This is a genomic window from Bordetella ansorpii, assembly GCF_900078315.1.
In the GTDB taxonomy this organism is placed as follows: Bacteria; Pseudomonadota; Gammaproteobacteria; order Burkholderiales; family Burkholderiaceae_B; genus Bordetella; species Bordetella ansorpii.
This window is the reverse complement of the sequence record NZ_FKBS01000025.1, coordinates 353,682-372,162: the sequence shown is the minus strand read 5'-3', so window position 1 is coordinate 372,162 and position 18,481 is coordinate 353,682. Positions and strand designations below refer to the sequence as shown.

The window sequence follows — 18,481 nt, the reverse complement described above, 5'->3', positions numbered from 1 at the left end:
CCGCCATGCCGATCACCCGTTGCCCGCAATGCCATACCGCTTTCCGGGTGGTGGCCGACCAGTTGCGCGTGCGCAATGGACTGGTGCGTTGCGGTGTATGTTCCACGGTGTTCGATGGCCGGGCGTCTCTCGAAAGCGAGCAGGCTCCCGTGGCGCCGCCGCCGATGTCGCCATTCGCTGCGCCAGCGCCGCTGGCCGGCGATCCGCCCGTGGCGCCGGCGCCGACCGTTCCGCAGTTTCCTCGTTCGACGGCGCCACGCTCCGGCGATGCGTATTCCAGCACTCACCCGGGCGGGTATCCGGTGCCGCCGGCCCCGGTTCCGGTCGCGTCCGCGGCGCCTGAATTGCCCGTGGCGGCTGCGGTCTCCGCGCCGCCCGCCGTGCTGCGTGGCCGTACGCGGACAAGCGAGGGCGGGGCAGGGCAAGCGCCGGCCGGTGCCGTTGCGCCGCAGCAGGATGTGCCATCGCATCGTCCGCCATCCGCGGCCTCCCATCCGCCCGCGCCCGTCATCCGTGCACGCGATGACAGCGAATTCTCCGTATCGCAAGACCGCGTCCTGCGCGCCGAACCCGCCACGGGCCGGCGCGATCAACGTATCGTGGCCGAGACGCCCTCGGTGCTGCGTGGGCGTGCCGAGCGCCGCCAGGAGCCCGCTTTCGGCGCATCGCATCCGCCCATCCGGGCGGGAGACGATGTCGATGATCGGGACGACGAATCCCGCAGGTCCACCGCGCCGTCGCCGGGCATGGACCGGCAGCCCGGATTCCGTGCCGAGAGGGATCACGGCGATGATCCTCCCTGGCACGTCGATCCTCCGGCGCGCGCTCGCGAACCGGCTTCCCGCCACGAAGCCTTCCGCGCTGACGAAGACCAGGATGATGAGCCGGGCTGGCGCGCCGAACCGCCTTTGCGCACGCGCCATGATGAGGCGATCCGTGGGGCCGACGACGAAGCAGGCCGTGACGACGAACCGCAGTGGCGCGCCGAGCCCCCCATTCGCGGCCACGGCCGCCCGCATGACGCCCGCCCGTTCCGTTCGTCCGCGCGCGCCGACCCTGGCCGCAACGAGCCCGGCCTGCGCCACGACGATGAAGACGACATCGACGGCGCCTCGGCCGACGCCGTCTACGGCGATGCCCGCACCCGTTATTCCAGCGCCACCGACAGCGGCCGTACGCCGCCCGAGTTCCTGGATCAGGACCGCATCGATTCGCGGCGCACCTGGCGCCGCCTGTGGACCTGGGCCTGCCTGCTGGGCCTGCTGGCGCTGGGCGCGCAACTGGTCTTTGCCTACCGCACCTCGATCGCCATCGCTGCGCCCGCGCTGCGGCCGGCGCTGACGACCCTGTGCCAGGCCGTCGGCTGCACGGTGGGCTACGCGCGCCGCATCGAGCGCATTTCCATTGTGTCCTCGTCGCTGCGCCCGCCCGCTGGCGCCGCGGCGCAGACCGCCGGCGATGGCCGCTCGCGCCTGGTGCTGACGGTGGTGCTGCGCAACCGCTACGACAAGGAACAGCACTGGCCCGCCCTGATGCTGGACCTGACCGATCTGTCCGATACCGTGGTGGCCCGCAAGGCCATCCTGCCCGAAGCCTATCTGCCCGCCGGCACCAAGGGGCCCCTGGGCCCGGGCGCCGAAATTACCCTGACCGTGCCCATCCAGGTGGCGGGCCTGCAGGTCAATGGTTACCAACTCGATAAATTCTTTCCCTGAAGGATGAAAGCATGACTGCTCCCGTACTGATCTGCGGTTCGATGGCGTTCGACTCGATCGCCGTGTTCGAGGGAAGCTTCGGCGACCACATCCTGCCCGACCGCATCCAGTCGCTCAGCGTGTCCTTCCTGGTGCCCACCATGCGCAAGGAGTACGGCGGTTGCGCGGGCAACATCGCCTACAACCTGAAGCTGCTGGGCGGCACGCCCGTGCCGGTCGCCACCGTCGGCGAAGATGCCGGCGAATACATCGAGCGCCTGACCGGCCTGGGCATCGACACCTCTCGCGTGCGTGTCATGCCGGGCACCTACACCGCCCAGTGCTTCATCACGACCGACCTGAACGACAACCAGATCGCCGCCTTCCACCCGGGCGCGATGGCGCTGGCGGCGCAGAACGACCTGAGCGATGCCGATGCCGCCTGGGGCGTGGTCGCGCCGGACGCCAAGGAAGGCATGTTCGCCCATGCCGAGCGCCTGAACCGCAAGGGCATTCCCTTCGTCTTCGACCTGGGCCAGGCCATGCCGCTGTTCTCCGGCGAAGACATCATGCGCATGCTGGGCCTGGCCCAGGTGCTGACCGCCAACGACTACGAAGCGGGCGTGATCGAGCAGCGCACCGGCCACAGCCTGGCCGACATCGCCAGCGGCCTGCAGGCCGTGGTGGTGACGCGTGGCGCCCAGGGCGCCACGTTGCTGACCGGCGGCGAAACCATCGAGATCCCACCCGTGAAGGCCGAAGCCGTCGTCGACCCGACCGGTTGCGGCGATGCCCACCGCGGTGGCCTGCTGTACGGCCTGACCAGCGGCATGAGCTGGCTGGACAGCGCCCGCCTGGCCAACGTGATGGGCGCCATCAAGGTTGCCTCGCGCGGTCCGCAGAACCACACGCCATCGCGCCAGCAGATCGACGCGCAACTGCGCGCCGCCTACGGCATCGGCCTGCCCGTCTGATCGTCGACCCGGTGGGGCCGAGGGACGGGCCCGCCGGGAACCGAAACTCCCGTGATCGCGTCAATCACCTGTTGCACCCTGTTTCTCGGCGGAAGGCAATCCGCCTTGGGCAGAGGTATCATGAATCACCGACGCCTAGTTCCCCACGAGGAGCCCCAATGACAAGCGCTACCACTCTTTCCTCGACGATGCCGCGCGCCAGCCGCTGGCTTGCCATCGCCGCCGTCGCCACCTCCATGGCTACCCTTGCCGGCTGCGCCAACCACAGCGCTTCCAGCGGCGTCTATTCCTACGACCAGGCGCAGCGCGAACAGATCGTTCGCACCGGCACTGTCGTGGGCGTACGTCCCATCACCATTCAAGAAGACCGCTCCAGCGGCGTCGGCCTGATCGGCGGCGCGGCGCTGGGCGGGGTGGCCGGTAACGCCATCGGCGGCGGCTCGGGCCGGGCCATCGCCACGGTCGGCGGCGCCCTGCTGGGCGCGCTGGCCGGCAACGCGGTCGAGAACCGTGTCGGCCGCAACTCCGGCCTGGAGATCACCGTTCGCCTGGACAACGGTGAAACCCGCGTCGTGGCCCAAGAGGCCGACCAGCCGATCAGCGTCGGTCAGCGCGTGCAGGTCATCAGCGGCGCCGGCCCTACGCGCGTGGCGCCGATGTAAAAACTGCAACGCCTTTTTTTCGCCATACCGAAAGCCCGCCTCCCTGAACCGCCCCCCGAAAGTTGGACGCAATCCAACCCGCGTGGGGCGGTTCAGGGAGGTGGGCTTTTATTCGTGTGGCAAAGGGCCTACACACCCATCATGCTGTAGGTCAGTCGCGCCAGCACCATCAGCAGCACCTGCGCCAGCACCAGCAGCACCAGCGGCGAGAAGTCGATGCCGGTGCGCGGCAGGATCTGGCGGATCGGGTCCAGCAGAGGGGCCGTCAACGTTTGCAGCAGCGGCATCAACGGCGCCATCGGATTGACCCACGACAGCACGGCCTGGATCAGCGTCAACCAGACGACCAGATTCAGCGCCCATTTCAACGACATCAGCAGGGCCGAGCCCGCGGTCGCCGGCAGCAAGGCCAGGGGCACCAGCGAGCCCACCGTGACCAGCCACATCAGCACCATGTACACCAGCGCGGTCAGCCATACGCCGACCAGGCTGGCCCAGTCGATCTTGCCGGTGGATGGCAGCAGCTTGCGCAGCGGAACCACCAGCCAGTTCGTGCCCTGGTAGACGGCGCGCGCCATCGGATTGAACGGATGCAGGCGGATCGCATGGATCCAGGCGCGCAGGATGAGCGCTGCGCCGAACAGCGTGAAGAGGATTTCGAGCAGAAAACGGATGATGTCGCCGAACATGAGCGGTGTGCCGTAAGTGTCTTGGGACCAGCCCTCGCGGGTACCGGCCAAACGATAATTTGTTCGATTGTCGCATGCCCCGATGTAAAAGAACCTGGGGCTTTTCGCTTGTCCGGGCTGCGGGCAGTGTGCATGCGGATCGGGTCCGGCACGGATGCGCCATGAAAAAGCCGCCCGGCGTTGCCAGGCGGCTTTGGGGTCTTACAGACTCGGTGACGCAGTCCGATTAAGGACGGCCGCCGGTCGGGAAGGGCCACGACGACGCCGGGTTCAGCGCGGTCTTGACTGCGGGAGCAGCCGTGGCGGGGGCAGCAGCAGGCTTCTTGGCAGCAGCTTTCTTGGCGGCCGGCTTCTTCGCGGCAGCCTTCTTGACGGCCGGAGCCTTTTTGGCGGCAGCGGGAGCCGCCTTCTTTGCAGCCGGAGCAGCCTTCTTGGCAGCGGGAGCCTTCTTGGCAGGCGCCTTCTTCGCAGCAACAGCCTTCTTGGCCGGCGCCTTCTTGGCGACAACCTTCTTGGCGGCTACTTTCTTGGTTGCGACCTTCTTGACTGCGGCCTTCTTGGCAACGGTCTTCTTGGCGGCTACCTTTTTGACGGCTGCCTTCTTGGCAACGGTCTTCTTGGCGGCGACCTTCTTGACGGCGGCCTTCTTGGCAACGGTCTTCTTGGCAGCAACCTTCTTGACTGCCGGCTTCTTGACTGCAGCCTTCTTCACCGCGGGTTTCTTCGCGGCGGCGACCTTCTTGACGGCTACTTTCTTGGCCGCGACTTTCTTGGCCGGGGTAGCCTTCTTGACTGCAGCCTTCTTGGCTGCGGGCTTCGTTGCCGCCTTCTTGGCGGCCTTCTTGGCGGTTGCCATGGTCATGCTCCTTAGGTTCAGGGGTCCCAGAACATAAGCCCGCGTATCGCACCACCGGATGGTGGATTGCACGTCGGGCTATTCATCGGCGCATGCCGCTGTTCCGTACGGGCGACAGCGACTTCGGCTTGCGCTAATGAATTCGGCACGGCCATTTGATATGGCCCCCGCACTGTTGCGCGAGCCATTTCAAATGGCGCCGGCAGGCGGCCTTAGAGGTCGCCTACCGCTTGGTCTTGCGTCATCTACAACTTTGCCGGGACACGGCCATGGCGTGAGGCAAGGCCTCGCCGCCGCGCTGCGGGAGCTTCTATTCCCAGTTCAGCGTGCCACCGGTTTGGTATTCGATCACGCGCGTTTCGAAAAAGTTGCGTTCCTTCTTGAGGTCGATCATTTCCGCCATCCACGGGAAGGGGTTTTCTTCCTGAGGATACAACGGCTCGATACCGATCTGCTGGCAGCGCCGGTTGGCGATGAAGCGCAGATACGACTTGAACATCGGGGCATTCAGACCCAGCACGCCGCGCGGCATGGTGTCTTCGGCGTACGCGTATTCGAGTTCGACGGCCTGGCGGAACAGGTCACGGATCTCTTCGCGGAACGCCGGCGTCCACAGGTGCGGGTTCTCGAGCTTGACGGTGTTGATCAGGTCGATGCCGAAGTTGCAGTGCATGGACTCATCGCGCAGGATGTACATGTACTGCTCGGCGGCGCCGGTCATCTTGTTCTGCCGGCCCAGCGCCAGGATCTGCGTGAACCCGACATAGAAGAACAGGCCTTCCATCAGGCACGCGAACACGATCAGCGACTTCAGCAGCGTCTGGTCGGCTTCCGGCGTGCCCGTCTTGAAATGCGGGTCGGCGATGGCTTCGATGAACGGGATCAGGAACTCGTCCTTGGCCCGGATCGACGGCACTTCGTTGTAGGCGTTGAAGATCTCGGACTCATCGAGATCCAGGCTTTCGACGATGTACTGGTAGGCGTGCGTGTGGATCGCTTCCTCGAATGCCTGGCGCAGCAGGAACTGGCGGCATTCGGGCGCCGTGATGTGGCGGTAGGTGCCCAGCACGATGTTGTTGGCGGCCAGCGAGTCGGCCGTCACGAAGAAGCCCAGGTTGCGCTTGACGATGCGGCGCTCGTCCTCGGTGAGCCCGTTCGGGTTCTTCCAGAGGGCGATGTCGCGCGACATGTTGACCTCTTGCGGCATCCAGTGGTTCGCGCACGTGGCCAGGTATTTTTCCCAGGCCCACTTGTACTTGAACGGCACCAGCTGGTTGACGTCGGTCTCGCCGTTGATGATGCGCTTGTCGGCCACCTTGACGCGCAGCGCGGAACCTTCGCCGGTCGGCGCGGCCGGGCGGGCCGATTCGGCCGCCGGCGCCGGCAGGGCCGAGTCGCCGAAGGCGCCGGTGGCTGCGCGCACCGGTTCCTCGGCCTTGGGGCCGGGGGCCGGCGAGGCCGACGGTTGCGTCGGCTGCAGCGCGGGGGTGGATTCGTCTTCCCAATTCAGCATGATTCAATCTCTCCGGTGGCGGCTTACTGGCAGGCTTCGCATTCTTCGAAGCCAGGATCACCCGGCTTCATGGTGCAAACCGCTCCGACGATTTCGGGCTCAGGCAGGTTGGGGGCCTGCTGAGTGCTGCTCGCGCTCGCGGCAACTGCCGCGGTCGCGGTACCGGCGCTGACGGCGTTCAACTCGCCGCCGCGACCGGTGGATTTCTCGGCGCTGGTGGCGCCCAGGGTGCGCAGGTAGTAGGTGGTCTTCAGGCCGCGCAGCCATGCAAGCTTGTACGTGTCATCGAGCTTCTTGCCCGATGCCCCGGCCATGTAGATGTTCAGCGATTGGGCCTGGTCAATCCACTTCTGGCGACGCGATGCGCATTCGACGAGCCACGACGGTTCGACTTCGAACGCCGTCGCGTAGAGCTGGCGCAGTTCTGCAGGTACGCGATCGATACGGGACAGGCTGCCGTCGAAGTACTTGAGGTCGGCGACCATGACTTCGTCCCAGAGACCGAGTTTCTTCAGGTCACGAACGAGGTAATCGTTGACGACCGTGAACTCGCCGGAGAGATTCGATTTGACGTACAAGTTCTGATAAGTGGGTTCGATGCACGCAGATACGCCAATGATATTGGAAATCGTCGCGGTTGGGGCGATTGCGATGCAGTTCGAGTTGCGCATGCCATGTTCTTTGATGCGCGCGCGCAACGAGGTCCAATCGAGCTTGCTCGAGTCATCGACCTCGACGTTGCCGCCGCGCGCTTCGCGCAGCATCGCGATGGAGTCCTGCGGCAAGATGCCGCGCGACCACAGCGAGCCTTCATAAGAAGGATAGCGGCCACGTTCCTGCGCCAGTTCGCTCGATGCCCAATACGCTTGATAGCAAACGGCTTCCATCGATTCGTCGGCGAATTGAATGGCGGTTTGCGAGGCGTACGGCACGCGCATCATGTGCAGGCAATCCTGGAAGCCCATGATGCCCATGCCCACCGGACGATGGCGCTCGTTCGACTGCTTCGCCTTCACGACGGCGTAGTAGTTGATGTCGATCACGTTGTCGAGCATGCGCATGGCGATGCCGACGGTGCGCTTGATCTTGTCGTGGTCGAGCTCGAAGCCGCCGTTGGCCGAGGGCTTCATGTGCGCGGGCAGGTTCACCGAACCCAGGTTGCACACGGCGATCTCGGAGTCGTTGGTGTTCAGCGTGATCTCGGTGCACAGGTTCGAGCTGTGGACCACGCCCACGTGCTGCTGCGGCGAACGGATGTTGCACGGATCCTTGAACGTGATCCACGGGTGGCCGGTTTCGAACAGCATCGACAGCATCTTGCGCCACAGCGAGATGGCCGGCATCTTCTTGAACAGCTTCAGTTCGCCGCTGGCCACGCGGGCTTCATAGCCCAGGTAGGCTTCTTCGAAGGCGCGGCCATACTTGTCGTGCAGGTCGGGGCAGTCGGAGGGCGAGAACAGCGTCCATTCGGCGTTGTCCATCACGCGCTTCATGAACAGGTCGGGAATCCAGTTCGCCGTGTTCATGTCGTGCGTGCGGCGGCGTTCGTCGCCGGTGTTCTTGCGCAGTTCCAGGAACTCTTCGATGTCCAGGTGCCACGTTTCCAGGTACGTGCACACCGCACCCTTGCGCTTGCCACCCTGGTTGACGGCGACGGCGGTGTCGTTGACGACCTTCAGGAACGGCACGACGCCCTGGCTTTCGCCGTTGGTGCCCTTGATGTGGCTGCGCAGCGCGCGCACCGGGGTCCAGTCGTTGCCCAGGCCGCCGGCGTACTTGGCCAGCAGCGCGTTTTCCTTGATGGCTTCGTAGATGCCTTCCAGGTCGTCGGACACGGTGGTGAGATAGCACGACGACAACTGCGAGTGCAGGGTGCCCGAGTTGAACAGCGTGGGCGTCGAGCTCATGAAGTCGAACGAGGACAGGATCTCGTAGAACTCGATGGCGCGCGTTTCGCGGTCGGCCTCGCGCAGCGCCAGGCCCATGGCCACGCGCATGAAGAACACCTGCGGCAGTTCGATGCGGGTGCCGCGGATGTGCAGGAAGTAGCGGTCGTACAGCGTCTGCAGGCCCAGGTAGCTGAACTGCAGGTCGCGGCGCGCGTCCAGCGCGGTGCCGATGCGCGTCAGGTCGTACTCGGCCAGCTTGGGATCCAGCAGGCCGCCTTCGATGCCGCGCTGGACGAAGGTCGGGAAGTATTCGGCATAGCGCGTCTGCATGGCGGCTTGCGAGACTTCTTCGCCCAGCACTTCCTTGCGGATCGTGTGCAGCAGCAGGCGGGCGGTGACCTGGCTGTAGGCCGGGTCCTTCTCGACCAGCGCGCGGGCCGACAGGATGGCGGACTTGTAGACCTCGTCGACGGGCACGCCGTCGTACAGGTTCTTGACCGTTTCCTTCAGGATGGTTTCGGTGTCGATGTATTGCGTCAGGCCTTCGCCCGCGGCCTCGATGGTGCCACGCAGGGCGGCCATGTCCAGCGAACGGCGCACGCCGTTGTCGACGACCTTGATGCCCGAGTCTTCTTCAGCGGCGGCCGGCGCGGCCTTTTCCTGTTGCTCGTGGGCGCGTTCCTGCGAGCGCTTCTCGCGGTACAGCACGTACGAGCGCGCCACGTCGTGCTGGCCCGAGCGCATCAGGGCCAGTTCGACCTGGTCCTGCACGTCTTCGATATGGACGGAGCCGCCATTCGGGCGGTTGCGCACCACGGCGTTGACCACCTGGGCGGTCAGTTGTTCGACCAGCTCGCGCACGCGCGCGGAAGCCGCGCCCTGTCCGCCGTTGACGGCCAGGAAGGCCTTGGTCATGGCGATGGCGATCTTGCTGGGTTCGAAGCCGACCACCGATCCGTTGCGGCGGATCAGGTGGTAGCTGGACCACTGGCCGGCGGCCGACGCATCGGCTGCGGGCGATTCGGACGAAGAGGGCGGCACGGCCGAAGGCCGGGTCACAGAGGCGATCGTAGTCTGCATGGAAGCTCCTGTGCGAAAAGCGGAAATGAGAAAGGACGCGGCGAATGCCGAGTCCAAAGAAATGGGTACGTATTGGGGGTGGTGGCTAGGCCGGAACTGCGGGTCCGGATGCGTGGCCGGTGAGTTCAGCTGGTGATGCAACCACAAGATGTAGTGTACCACCCCCTACAGCGGTACTAATTCTAGTGATCCGCCCGGAGAGTAACAAGCGGGTAAGTTGGTAGCGGGGCGTCTTAGTTGTAACCAAAGAAGACGGCGCCAAAAGGCGCCGTGCGGCCTGAAGATTGCCGGGTCTTTCCTGGCGTCACGCCATTTTACGCTGCTCGGCAGGCAAGGTCGGCGCCGGACCCGACTGCCACAGGTGTAAGCGCTGTTGCATTTGGTCGCGGTACTTCCGGACGCTGGCGTCCTTGACGTGTCCGTAGCCGCGCACCGTCTCGGCCAGGCCGGCGATGCGGGCGGCCTCGGGCAGCCTGTCGGCGGTCAGGCCGGCCAGCAGGATGTCCACGGCCTTGCGGTATTCGGCGATCAGCGCGCGTTCGGTGCGGCGCTCCTCGGTGCGGCCGAACGGATCCATCCAGGTGCCGCGCAGGCCCTTCAGGCGGCGCAGCACGCGCAGGGCTTTTTCGGTGCCGGCGCCCAGCGCGATCTTGCGCGGGATGCCGGTGCGCGGGTCCTTGCGGGCGAACAGCGGCGGGGCCATGTGGAACTGCAGCGTGTAGTCGCCTTCGAACTGGCTTTCCAGCTGTGCGCGGAAGGCGCCATCGGTATACAGGCGCGCCACTTCGTACTCGTCCTTGTAGGCCATCAGCTTGAACAGGCTGCGCGCCACGGCCATCGCCAGCCGCGGCGTGCGCGCGGCGGGCTCCAGTTCGCGTTCGCGCGCGGCCACGCGGTCGACCAGTTCGCGGTATTGCCGGGCATAGGCCGCGTTCTGGTAGGCCAGCAGGTCGGCCTCGCGGCGTTGCACCGCGCGGTCGAACGACTCCGGCACGTGCAACTGGATGACCTGCCCCTTGGGGCGCAGCACATCTTCCAGCGAGGCGGGTTCGTGCGCGGCCAGGCGGCCGGCGTCGAAGGCCGAGCGGTTGGCCTGCACGGCCACGCCGTTCAGTTCGATGGCGCGGGCGATGGCGGCCAGGCTGATGGGCACGTCACCGCGTTGCCAGGCATGGCCCAGCATGAACATATTGGACAGGATGCTGTCGCCGAACAGCGTCATCGCGGCCGCGTGGGCATCGAGGGCGGCCACGCCGGCCTCGCCCGCCGCATGGCGGATCTTGGCCAGCAGGGCTTCCTGGTTCAGCGGCGCATCCGGGTTGCGGGTGAAGTCCGACACCGGCGCCACGTAGGTGTTGACGGTGACGCGGGTGTGGCCGTGGCGCAGCGCGCCCAGCGAGTCCGGGGCCACCGAGGCCACCGGATCGCACAGGATGGCCGCGTCGGCCTGCTGCCAATCCAGCCGCACCGGGCCCGCCGGGGTCCCGGCCGGCGCCAGCCGGATGTGGCTGACCACCGTGCCGCCTTTCTGCGCCAGGCCGGTCAGGTCGAGTACGGCCGCCGACAGGCCCTGCAGGTGCGCGGCCATCGACACGATGGCGCCGATGGTGATGACGCCGGTGCCGCCCATGCCCGCCACCAGCAGGCGGTAGGGGCGATCGAGCTGCGTCAGGTCCGGTTCGGGCAGGGCGGCGATGCGGCCCTGCAGGCGTTCCAGGTCGGTCTTGGGGGCCGCGCTCTTGCGTGGCTTGCCGCCCAGCACCGAGACGAAACTGGGGCAGAAGCCCTCGGCGCACGAATAGTCTTTATTGCAGCTGGACTGGTCGATGGCACGCTTGCGGCCATACGGCGTTTCCAGCGGCACGACCGACAGGCAGTTGGACTGCACGCCGCAGTCGCCGCAGCCTTCGCAGACCGCGCTGTTGATCAGCATGCGGCGGGCGGGGTCGGGAAACTGGTTTTTCTTTCGACGGCGGCGTTTCTCGGCGGCGCAGGTCTGGTCGTGGATCAGGATCGTCACGCCCTGCGTTTCTCGCAGTTCGCGCTGCAGGGCATCCAGTTCGCGGCGGTGGTGCACGCCGATGCCCGCGCCCAGGTCGATGCCTTTGTATTTCTCGGGCTCGTCGGTGGTGACGACGATGCGCGCCACGTTCTCGCCACGCAGTTGCTGGCAGATCTGCGGCACCGAGATCGGGCCGTCGACCGGCTGGCCGCCCGTCATGGCGACCGCGTCGTTGAACAATATCTTGTAGGTGATGTTGGCGCGCGCGGCCACGGCCTGGCGGATCGCCAGGTAGCCCGAGTGGTAGTACGTGCCTTCGCCCATGTTCTGGAACACGTGCGGCATGCCGATATAGGGCGCCAGCCCGATCCAGTCGGCGCCTTCGCCGCCCATCTGCGTCAGGCCGCCGGTGTCGCGGTCCATCCAGGCGGCCATGTAGTGGCAGCCCACGCCGGACAGCGCCTGGCTGCCCTCGGGCACCTTGGTCGAGGTGCTGTGCGGACAGCCCGAACAGAAGTAGGGGCGGCGTTTCATGCCGTCGGCGTCGTTGGACAGCGGCTGCTGGCAGTCGAAGCCCTCGCGGCCAGCAACGCGCAGGCCCGTGGTGCGCAGCAGCCATTCCGACAGCGGCGCGGCCAGCAGCGAGGGGCGCAACTGGCCCGCCGAGGTCACCAGCGTTTCGCCGTCCAGGCCGGTCTTGCCGACCACCGAGGGGCGCTCGGCTTCGTTATAGAGGATGTCCTTGATCTGGCTTTCGACGACCGCGCCTTTTTCCTCGATCACCAATATATGGCGCAGGCCGCGCGCGAACTCGCGCAGCCGGCCGGCGTCCATCGGCCAGGTCAGGCCGGGCTTGTAGATGCGCACCGGCGCCTGCCCGGTGACGGTGTCCACGCCCAGGCGCGCCAGCGCTTCCATGGTGTCCAGATGCGCCTTGCCCACCGTGACGATCCCCACGGTGGCCGACGGCGCCGGACAGGCCAGGCGGTCGATGCTGTGGCGTTGCGCGAAGGCGCGCACGGCGCGCATGCGCAGGTTCATGCGCGTTTCCACGGCCAGCGACAGGAAGTCGCGCGCGGAATACTCCAGCGACTCGCGCGGCAGTTCGGGGTCTTCCGGCATGTCGTAGACACGCGGCGGCTGCAACTCGAACGACTCGCCGCATTCGATGGTCTCGGATACGGCCTTGAAGGCGACCCACGTGCCGGCGTGGCGCGACAGCGCCCAGCCCCACAGGGCGAAGGTCTCGTACTCGTCGATGGAAGCGGGGTGCACCACCGGGATCTGCCAGCCGATCAACGAGGACTCGCTGGCGTGCGGAATGGAGGAGGACACCGCGGTGTGGTCGTCGCCGACCACCATCAGCACGCCACCGTGGCGCGAGGCGCCGGCCGCGTTGCCGTGATGCAGGGCATCGCCCGCGCGATCCACACCCGGACCCTTGCCGTACCACATGGCGAAGACGCCATCGACCTTGCGGTCGGCGCGCATGCCGGCCTGCTGCGTGCCCATCACCGTGGTCGCGGCCATGTCCTCGTTGATGCCGGGCAGGAAGCGCACCTGGTTCTCGTCCAGCAGCTTCTTGGCCTTCCACATGGCCATGTCCACGCCGCCCAGGGGCGAGCCGCGATAGCCGGAGACGAAGCCCGCCGTGTTCAGACCGCGTTCGCGGTCGAGGCGGCGCTGGGTCAGCACCATGCGCAGCAGCGCCTGGGTGCCCGTCAGGAAGACGCGGCCGTGGGTGCGCGTCAGGTTGTCCGAGAGCTGGTATTCCAGGTCGATCGAGGGCGGGGGCAAGGGCGTGCCGTCCATGGCGGGAGTCTCCGATTGTGTATGGTCATGATAGGTTCGCGGGGCTTGCGGTTTATTGCGTTATGTAGTCGTGCTATCCCTATAATTCGAAATAAACATTTCGTTTTTCAAAAAAGAGGGCGGGAATGGACAAGACCGACGTGGGAATCCTGCGTGCCTTGCAGGAAGATGGCCGGGCTTCGGCGCAGCAGTTGTCCGACAAGGTGGGGCTGTCGGCCGCGCCGGTGTGGCGGCGCGTGAAGGCGCTGGAGGCCGGCGGCGTCATCCGTGGCTACAGCGCGCAGGTCGACCGGCACAAGGCCGGGCTGCCGGGCTGCATGTTCGTGCAGATCAGCCTGGAGCGGCACGCGGCCAGCACGGTCGAGAACTTCGAGCGCTCGGTGCGCGACGCGCCCGAGATCATGGAGTGCTATGCCGTCACCGGCGACTCCGATTTCCTGCTGAAAATCCTGGTGGAAAGCCCCGAGGCCTACGACCAGTTCCTGCACCGCTTCCTGTTCAACCTGCCCGGCATCCGCCAGACGCGCACCATCGTGGCGCTGCGCGAGATCAAGCACGAGGTGCGGCTGCCGCTATAAGTAAGTCATCGGGCGAGCAGGGGGTAAATCCCCTTGTTGGCGACGTGATCCCGTCACCTGTATACTTGTATTGCCATCAATACAACCATATAGGAGACAATGGTGACCACACCGTTCCTGCGCACGGCATTCGGCGGCGCTCTGCTGGCCGCACTCTTTACTTCCGCGGCCCCCGCCTGGGCCCAGAACAATGCTCCCATCCGCCTGGTCGTGGGCGCGCCTCCGGGCGGCACCACCGACATCGTGGCGCGCGCCATCGCGCAGCACATGGGTACCGACATGAAGCGTACCTTCGTGGTCGAGAACCGGCCGGGCGCGGGCGGCAATATCGCCGCCGACTACGTGGCCAAGAGCAAGAACGACGGCAACACGCTGCTGGTCACCTTCACCAGTTTCTCGATCAACGCCAGCCTGTACAAGAACCTGCCGTTCGACACCAAGAAAGACTTCACGCCCATCAGCATGCTGGCCTCGGTGCCCAGCCTGTTGGTCACGCGCAAGGATTTCCCGGCCAGCTCGATGCCCGAGTTCGTGAAAGTGGTGAAGGCCAACCCCGGCAAGTACACCACCGCCATCGGCGCGCTGGGTTCGTCGCTGCACATGGCCGGGGAACGCCTGAAGATGATGGCCGGCGTGGACATCCTGAACGTGCCGTACAAGGGAACCGCGCCCGCCATGACCGACCTGCTGGGCGGCCAGGTGGACATGATGTTCACCAGCTCGGTCACCGCCAAGCCACATATCAAGGCCGGCACCGTGAAGGCCCTGGGCGTCACCAGCACCAAGCCGCTGGCCGAATATCCAGGCGTGCCGCCGATTGGCGATACCATCAAGGGTTTCGAATCCAATGCCTGGTTCGCGCTGCTGGGGCCGGCCAATCTGCCGCCGGAAGTGCTGAAGGATCTGAACGCGGCGGCCCGCAAGGCGGTCGACACGCAGGCCTTCCGCACCATGCTCGAAGCGGAATCCGCCACCGCCGTCAGCAGCAGCCCCGAGGAACTGCGCGATTTCATCGCCAAGGACATCGACCGCTACGCCGAACTGGTGCAATTCACCGGCGCCAAGCCCGAATAATCGGGCGCGCCAGGAGTCCCTATCCGTGTCCGCCAGTCCGCTTCCCCTGTATCACAAGGTCTATCTGCTGCTGAAGCAGCGGCTGGCGGCGGGCGATTTTTCCGGCGAGGCGCCGATGCCCGGCGAAAACGCCCTGGCCACGGAATACGGCGTGTCGCGCCTGACCATCCGGCGATCGCTGGAGGCGCTCGAGGCCGAGGGCCTGGTCAAGCGCCGGCAGGGCCGAGGCACTTTTGCCGCGCCCGCGCCGCAGCCGTCCGGCGGGCACGCCTCCGATATCGACGCCCTGATGGCCCACCTGGCCGACATGGGCATGCAGACGCAGGTGCGCCTGATCGATCTCCAGATCGAAACGGCGCAGCCCGCCGTGGCGCTGCGGCTCGAACTCGAGCCGGGCGCGTCCGTGCACCGCTCGGTGCGCGTACGCAGCCACGAGGGCCTGCCGTTCTCGCACCTGACGACCTACGTGCCCGACGACATCGGCCGGCGCATCCGCCGTGTAGACCTGGGATCGCGTCCGATCCTGGGCATCTTCCGCGATCTGGGCGTGCAGGTCGCGCACGCCGAGCAGGCCATCTCGGCCGCGCTGGCCGAGCCCCAGGAGGCCGCGCTGCTCGAGGTGCCGGTGGGGTCGGCGTTGCTGAGCCTGCGCCGCCTGGTGCGTGACGCATCGGGCCGGCCCGTCGAGCTGCTGCATGCGCTGTACCGCCCCGACCGCTACGAATACCGCATGGACATGCGGGCCCATGAAACGCCGGGCGAGCCGAACTGGCTGCCCGCGGGGGCCGGCATGTCCGCCACTTCATGAGTGAGGTAGCCCCATGAGTTCAACGAATTCCCTGAATGGCGGGTCGTCCGGGCCCGCCCAGACCCTGGCCCAGAAACTGCTGGCCGCCGCCAGCGGCCGCGACGCGGTGCAGGTCGGCGAGATCCTGAACTGCGGGGTCGACCTGGCCATGTTCCACGACTCCAGCGGGCCGCGCCGCCTGAAACCCATGCTCGAAGCGCTGGGCACGGGCCTGTGGGACCGGTCCAAGGTCGTGTTGGTGATGGATCACTACGTGCCCGAGTCCGATGACGAATCGCGCCGCATCGTGCGCATCGCCCGCGACTGGGCGCGCGACCAGGCGCTGCCGCACGTGTACGACTCGGTCGGCATCTGCCATGTGGTGGTGCCCGAGCACGGCCACATCCGTCCGGGCATGTTCTGCGTGGGCGGCGATTCGCATTCGCCCACGGGGGGCGCGTTCGGCGCCTATATGTTCGGCGTCGGCAGCACCGAGATGCTGGGCGTGGTGGCCAGCGGCGAGATCTGGATCAAGGTGCCGCAGACGCTGATGATGCGCTGGAACGGCCTGCTGCGTCCGGGCGTCACCGCCAAGGACATGGCGCTGCACATGATCGGCCGCTTCGGCATGAGCGGCGGGCGTTACCAGGCCGTGGAGTTCTGCGGCGAGGCGGTGCGGTCGCTGTCCATGCAGGAACGCATGACGCTGTCCAACATGTCCGCCGAACTGGGCTCGCAGGTCGGGCTGGTCGCGCCGGACGAACTCACCGTGCGCTATCTGCGCGAGGCCGGCGTGCCGGAAGACCGCATTCCCGACGTCTCGGCCTGGCAATCCGACGCCGGCGCGCAGGCCGAATGGCATGACTTCGATGCCAGCACGCTGGCGCCGCAGGTGGCCGCGCCGCACAGCCCGGCCAATGCCGCCGACGTGCAGGACTATCCGGGCACGGGCATCCAGGCCGCCTATATCGGCGCCTGTACCGGCGCCAAGCTCGAGGACCTGCGCGCCGCCGACCAGGTGCTGCAGGGCCGCCGCGTGGCAGCGGGCGTCAGCCTGATGGTGGCGCCGGCCAGCCTGAGGGATCAGCAGCAGGCCGAGCGCGAGGGTGTCATGGCGCGCCTGGTGCAGGCGGGCGCGACGGTGCTGCCCACCTCGTGCGGCGCCTGCTCCGGCTACGGCGGCTCCATTCCCGAGGGCGCCAACGTCATCTCGACCACGGCGCGCAACTTCAAGGGCCGCATGGGCGCGGCCACCTCCCGCGTGTTCCTGGCTTCGCCGTACACCGTGGCCGCGTCGGCACTGGCCGGCCGCATCGCCGATCCCCGCGAGGTGATGGCGTGAGCAACAACATGACCCCCCAAGTGGAATCAGGCCATCGCGCCTGGAGACTCGGCAACGACGTCGACACCGACCAGCTGGCGCCCGGCGCCTATATGAAGTTCGGCATCGACGAAATCGCCAAACACTGCCTGCAAGGCGTGCGCCCCGAGTTCGCCGGCAGCGTGCAGCCGGGCGACGTGCTGGTGGCCGGCGAGAACTTCGGCATCGGCTCGTCGCGCGAGCAGGCGGCCGCCGCGCTGGTCGCGCTGGGCGTGCAGGCCGTCATCGCGCCGGCCTACAGCGGGCTGTACTTCCGCAATGCGTTCAACGTGGGCCTGCTGCTGCTGACCTGCGCGCGCGCCACGGAAATCGAAGAGGGCGAGCGGGTGCGCATCGACCTGGACGGCCCCTCGGTCGTGCGGGCCGACGGCAGCGTGCTGCCCTGTGAGCCCATCCCGGGCTTCCTGTTGGACATGGTGCGGGCCGGTGGCCTGCTCAACCAGCTCAAGCGCCGGCTCGCCTCGGGCGAACTGGCGCGCCATCCCATGAAGGCGACATGAATCCCACTACGTTGAAAGCGAAGCTGGCCGCCGGCCAGACCATCCTGGCGCCCGGCGTCTACGACGCGTTCTCGGCCCTGGTGGCCGAGCAGGCCGGTTTCGAGGCGCTCTACCTGTCGGGCGCCTCCATCGCCTACACCGCGCTGGGCCGCTCCGACGTGGGCCTGACCACCTACAGCGAAGTGTGCGAGACGTTGGCGCGCATCACCGACCGCGTGTCCACGCCGGTCATCGTCGACGGCGACACCGGCTTCGGCAATGCCCTGAACGTGCAGCGCACCGTGCGCGGCTTCGAGCGCGCGGGCGCCGCCATGATCCAGCTGGAAGACCAGGGCTTTCCCAAGCGCTGCGGCCATCTGTCGGGCAAGGCGGTCGTGCCGGTGCAGGAAATGTGCGGCAAGCTTCGCGCCGCTTTGGATGCACGCACCGATCCGAACACGCTGATCCTGGCGCGTACCGATTCGCTGGCCATCGAAGGCCTGGACGCCGCGCTGGAGCGCGCCGAGCGTTACCTGGAATGCGGCGTGGACGCGTTGTTCGTCGAGGCGCTGCGCACCTCCGACCAGATGGACGCCGCCTGCGCGCGCTTCGCCTCGCGCGTGCCGCTGCTGGCCAACATGGTCGAAGGGGGCCAGACGCCCGTGGAAAGCGCCCGCGCGCTGGGCGAGCGTGGTTTCCGCCTGGTGATCTTCCCGGGTGGCACGATGCGCGCGGTGGCCCACATGCTGCAGGGCTACTACGGCAGCCTGCGCGAACACGGCACCACCTCGCCGTGGCGCGACCGCATGCTCGACTTCGACGGCCTGAACGCCCTCATCGGCACGCCCGAGCTGCTGGAACAGGGCAAACGTTACGAGTGAGGGCGGCGACTGTTGCGCAATTGCACAACTCGCGACGCGCGCACAGCCTATCCATTGCGTTGCGCCGCCTCGCTAATTTAGAGTGCTTCCTTGTAGGGCCGCATCGCATCATGCGCGCGGCAAGTCATCC

Annotated in this window: 14 protein-coding genes; 9 read left to right on the top strand and 5 right to left on the bottom strand. The window is 66.9% G+C overall.

Annotated elements, in window-relative coordinates:
• The first annotated feature begins 5 nt into the window (after positions 1-5).
• From A7W11_RS29170 to A7W11_RS19300, 3 genes are all read left to right on the top strand, one after another.
• Positions 6-1,715: a DUF3426 domain-containing protein gene (locus A7W11_RS29170; protein WP_066417382.1), complete on the top strand. Its 1,710-nt coding sequence runs from the start codon at positions 6-8 to the stop codon at positions 1,713-1,715.
• Between the two features lie 11 nt (positions 1,716-1,726).
• The gene (locus A7W11_RS19305) at positions 1,727-2,668 is read left to right on the top strand and encodes a carbohydrate kinase family protein (RefSeq protein ID WP_066417379.1); all 942 of its coding nucleotides are present in this window, start codon (positions 1,727-1,729) and stop codon (positions 2,666-2,668) included.
• Between the two features lie 158 nt (positions 2,669-2,826).
• The gene (locus tag A7W11_RS19300) at positions 2,827-3,330 is read left to right on the top strand and encodes an outer membrane lipoprotein (RefSeq protein WP_066417377.1); all 504 of its coding nucleotides are present in this window, start codon (positions 2,827-2,829) and stop codon (positions 3,328-3,330) included.
• Between the two features lie 128 nt (positions 3,331-3,458).
• Here the strand turns inward: A7W11_RS19300 and A7W11_RS19295 are convergent, their stop codons facing one another.
• The 5 genes from A7W11_RS19295 to A7W11_RS19275 form a co-directional block, all read right to left on the bottom strand.
• Positions 3,459-4,019, bottom strand: a complete 561-nt coding sequence (locus tag A7W11_RS19295) for a YggT family protein (protein ID WP_066417374.1) — start codon at positions 4,017-4,019, stop codon at positions 3,459-3,461.
• A gap of 226 nt (positions 4,020-4,245) precedes the next feature.
• On the bottom strand, positions 4,246-4,875 hold the full coding sequence (locus A7W11_RS27600; RefSeq protein WP_082887372.1) for a histone H1-like DNA-binding protein: 630 nt from the start codon (positions 4,873-4,875) through the stop codon (positions 4,246-4,248).
• Positions 4,876-5,185: 310 nt separating this feature from the next.
• Entirely contained in the window at positions 5,186-6,388 is a 1,203-nt protein-coding gene (locus tag A7W11_RS19285; RefSeq protein ID WP_066417371.1) for a ribonucleotide-diphosphate reductase subunit beta, read from the bottom strand.
• Positions 6,389-6,411: 23 nt separating this feature from the next.
• Positions 6,412-9,357, bottom strand: a complete 2,946-nt coding sequence (locus A7W11_RS19280; protein WP_066417367.1) for a ribonucleoside-diphosphate reductase subunit alpha — start codon at positions 9,355-9,357, stop codon at positions 6,412-6,414.
• Between the two features lie 304 nt (positions 9,358-9,661).
• Positions 9,662-13,171, bottom strand: coding sequence for an indolepyruvate ferredoxin oxidoreductase family protein (locus A7W11_RS19275; RefSeq protein WP_066417365.1), 3,510 nt, complete (start codon positions 13,169-13,171; stop codon positions 9,662-9,664).
• Between the two features lie 125 nt (positions 13,172-13,296).
• Here A7W11_RS19275 and A7W11_RS19270 point away from each other — a divergent pair, with 125 nt between their 5' ends.
• The 6 genes from A7W11_RS19270 (at position 13,297) to A7W11_RS19245 (ending at position 18,351) form a co-directional block, all read left to right on the top strand.
• Positions 13,297-13,749, top strand: coding sequence for an Lrp/AsnC family transcriptional regulator (locus tag A7W11_RS19270; protein ID WP_066131658.1), 453 nt, complete (start codon positions 13,297-13,299; stop codon positions 13,747-13,749).
• A 102-nt stretch (positions 13,750-13,851) separates the two neighbouring features.
• The gene (locus A7W11_RS19265; RefSeq protein ID WP_235816924.1) at positions 13,852-14,823 is read left to right on the top strand and encodes a Bug family tripartite tricarboxylate transporter substrate binding protein; all 972 of its coding nucleotides are present in this window, start codon (positions 13,852-13,854) and stop codon (positions 14,821-14,823) included.
• Positions 14,824-14,848: 25 nt separating this feature from the next.
• Positions 14,849-15,631 carry a GntR family transcriptional regulator gene (locus tag A7W11_RS19260; protein WP_066417354.1) on the top strand — a complete coding sequence of 261 codons (783 nt, stop codon included), beginning with the start codon at positions 14,849-14,851 and terminating at the stop codon, positions 15,629-15,631.
• Positions 15,632-15,644: 13 nt separating this feature from the next.
• On the top strand, positions 15,645-16,952 hold the full coding sequence (locus tag A7W11_RS19255; protein ID WP_066417349.1) for a 3-isopropylmalate dehydratase large subunit: 1,308 nt from the start codon (positions 15,645-15,647) through the stop codon (positions 16,950-16,952).
• 8 nt (positions 16,953-16,960) lie between these two features.
• Positions 16,961-17,491: a LeuD/DmdB family oxidoreductase small subunit gene (locus tag A7W11_RS19250; RefSeq protein ID WP_066419259.1), complete on the top strand. Its 531-nt coding sequence runs from the start codon at positions 16,961-16,963 to the stop codon at positions 17,489-17,491.
• Complete coding sequence (locus A7W11_RS19245) at positions 17,488-18,351, top strand: isocitrate lyase/PEP mutase family protein (RefSeq protein ID WP_066417345.1); 864 nt, start codon at positions 17,488-17,490, stop codon at positions 18,349-18,351. The genes A7W11_RS19250 and A7W11_RS19245 overlap by 4 nt, the downstream gene beginning before the upstream one ends.
• The last annotated feature ends 130 nt before the right edge of the window (positions 18,352-18,481 follow it).

Coding starts and splice junctions, on each gene's coding strand:
- A7W11_RS19255 (WP_066417349.1), top strand. CDS start 15,645: ATGAGTTCAACGAATTCCCTGAATGGCGGGTCGTCCGGGCCCGCCCAG.
- A7W11_RS27600 (WP_082887372.1), bottom strand. CDS start 4,875: ATGGCAACCGCCAAGAAGGCCGCCAAGAAGGCGGCAACGAAGCCCGCA.
- A7W11_RS19280 (WP_066417367.1), bottom strand. CDS start 9,357: ATGCAGACTACGATCGCCTCTGTGACCCGGCCTTCGGCCGTGCCGCCC.
- A7W11_RS19270 (WP_066131658.1), top strand. CDS start 13,297: ATGGACAAGACCGACGTGGGAATCCTGCGTGCCTTGCAGGAAGATGGC.
- A7W11_RS19300 (WP_066417377.1), top strand. CDS start 2,827: ATGACAAGCGCTACCACTCTTTCCTCGACGATGCCGCGCGCCAGCCGC.
- A7W11_RS29170 (WP_066417382.1), top strand. CDS start 6: ATGCCGATCACCCGTTGCCCGCAATGCCATACCGCTTTCCGGGTGGTG.
- A7W11_RS19305 (WP_066417379.1), top strand. CDS start 1,727: ATGACTGCTCCCGTACTGATCTGCGGTTCGATGGCGTTCGACTCGATC.
- A7W11_RS19250 (WP_066419259.1), top strand. CDS start 16,961: ATGACCCCCCAAGTGGAATCAGGCCATCGCGCCTGGAGACTCGGCAAC.
- A7W11_RS19285 (WP_066417371.1), bottom strand. CDS start 6,388: ATGCTGAATTGGGAAGACGAATCCACCCCCGCGCTGCAGCCGACGCAA.
- A7W11_RS19245 (WP_066417345.1), top strand. CDS start 17,488: ATGAATCCCACTACGTTGAAAGCGAAGCTGGCCGCCGGCCAGACCATC.
- A7W11_RS19275 (WP_066417365.1), bottom strand. CDS start 13,171: ATGGACGGCACGCCCTTGCCCCCGCCCTCGATCGACCTGGAATACCAG.
- A7W11_RS19295 (WP_066417374.1), bottom strand. CDS start 4,019: ATGTTCGGCGACATCATCCGTTTTCTGCTCGAAATCCTCTTCACGCTG.